Raw genomic sequence first — 1,839 nt, 5'->3', positions numbered from 1 at the left:
TTGTAGTGAAATTGATGCAAAATCTAAGAAATCTTGCTTTTGGGGTACGGCTCTGAATTTTGCGTAAATCAGATGCCGTACATTTTAACTCTTGAAATGGATTTTTTCAGAACCGACTATTTATAAAGTAAAAAAGGGTGAAGACAATGCTCCACCAAAAGTAACAATTAAAACACCCTTTGCGCCCAACGTGCTAAGCCTGAGGTCACAGAGCCAAAGTGATCACCAATAATAATTTCAGTTTCTGGGAATACGGTTTTGATTTGTTGATAAATCGCAGGACTTTTTGCTGTACCACCTGTGATATAGATTAGCTCAGGTGTTGCACCACTTTCATCCACCGCTTGGCACATTAAGTTTTCCACTTTTTGCAATGGAATCGTGATCGCCTGTTCAAGTTGTTGCTGATTTAATTCAACCGATAATGCGTCTTCAACAAACCCTAAATCAGCGTGACATGCCGATGCATCTGATAGCTGAATTTTACTTTTTTCAGCCTGCTTAACTAAACGGTAACTCAACTGTTCTTCTCTCAATTTTTGTAAACGTTTTAGTTTTTCAGGTTCCTGTGCGTCTCGCAATAACTCGTTAATGAGGGTCTTGGTGCTCAGTTCAATAAAGGCGCGTTGGGCGCTGACATCATTCACCGCTACCGCATTCCAAAACACTTTATTGGGCATGGTTTTACCATCACCGAGCTTACTTTCGCTGCCAAACTCTGGCATCAAACCTTTCATTGCAAAGGCGATATCGAGGTCGTTACCACCAATACGCTGACCACTGTGGCCTAAGCAATCGGCTTTACGATCGCTTTGGTGGCTGCGCTTAGGTGACATATTCACCATTGAGCAGTCAGTAGTACCACCGCCGACATCGACCACGAGTACGGTTTTGTCTTCGTTTAATGAGGCTTCAAAATCCATCGCAGCAGCGAGGGGTTCGAATAAGAAGATAACTTGTTCAAACCCTGCTCTTTTGGCCGCAGCAGATAAAATGGCTTCGGCTTGTTGGTTACTGTCTTCACCACCAATGGCTTGAAAGTTAACGGGACGACCAATAACGGCATGAGTGATGTTTTCAGTCAGCGATTGCTCTGCTTGCACTTTTACGTGCTGCATCATCAACGTCACAATATCTTCGAATAACGCCATTTGCTCTGGGCGTAAGCCTACTGCGCCTAAAAATGATTTTGGCGAACGCACATAAAAGCCTTCTTCTGGCATTTCAAGATATTGCTCAAATGCCGCTTGACCGATAAACACGGTTTGCTCATTAGCGTCTAAATCAAGTTCGTGACGAGCTTGACGAGCACGACTTAGCTGCGCTGAGCGTAACTTTGCGTATTCGGCTTGCTGAACTTTAGGTAAGTTTCGGTACACCGCTTCTGCGATAAGATCTCGGTCTAACGCATACAGCGTCGACATGATATAAGGGCTACTTTCAGCCAAAGGTAACAGCTCTACTTGGCCATTGTTAAGAATGCCCATTGAGCAATTGGCACTGCCGTAGTCGAATCCAACAAACATTTTTACCCATCCCGAATTGATAAAAAGGTCGGATAAGATACAGCAATCGCATCTAATTGTCTTGGGGGTTTTTTGATCCTAAAAAACGCAGGTAACCATTCACCAAGCCCCTCTTGTTTTTTGTGAAACAAGTCACTTGATCTAACATTGTTACTTGAACGATCTTTTTATGGTGTTTTTATGTACACATGAAAAAATGCTTCGAGAAAGATGCTCCACAACCTGCCAATTTGAAAGATGCTAATTTGCTGATTCAAGAGTTATGGCAAAAACTTCGGGAATACGAAGATAGGTTAAAGCAGTCTTCTCAGAA

The 1,839-nt window shown here is 42.8% G+C and carries 2 protein-coding genes; one reads left to right on the top strand and one right to left on the bottom strand.

What is annotated here, in order from left to right:
* Nucleotides 1-167 precede the first annotated feature (167 nt).
* Entirely contained in the window at nt 168-1,526 is a 1,359-nt protein-coding gene (gene yegD, locus JQC92_RS22135) for a molecular chaperone (protein WP_205001691.1), read from the bottom strand.
* A 188-nt stretch (nt 1,527-1,714) separates the two neighbouring features.
* Between yegD and JQC92_RS22870 the strand changes: the two genes are divergently transcribed.
* The coding region (locus JQC92_RS22870) for a DUF6444 domain-containing protein (RefSeq protein ID WP_239480688.1) at nt 1,715-1,839 on the top strand (125 nt) is incomplete at its 3' end.

Source organism: Parashewanella hymeniacidonis (assembly GCF_016900895.1).
In the GTDB taxonomy this organism is placed as follows: Bacteria; Pseudomonadota; Gammaproteobacteria; order Enterobacterales; family Shewanellaceae; genus Parashewanella; species Parashewanella hymeniacidonis.
Note: the sequence above shows the minus strand (reverse complement) of the source record. Positions and strands in the feature narration are given on the sequence as shown.

Bases quoted from the DNA above. Each gene is read 5' to 3' on its own strand.
- yegD (WP_205001691.1), bottom strand. From the start codon at position 1,526: ATGTTTGTTGGATTCGACTACGGCAGTGCCAATTGCTCAATGGGCATT.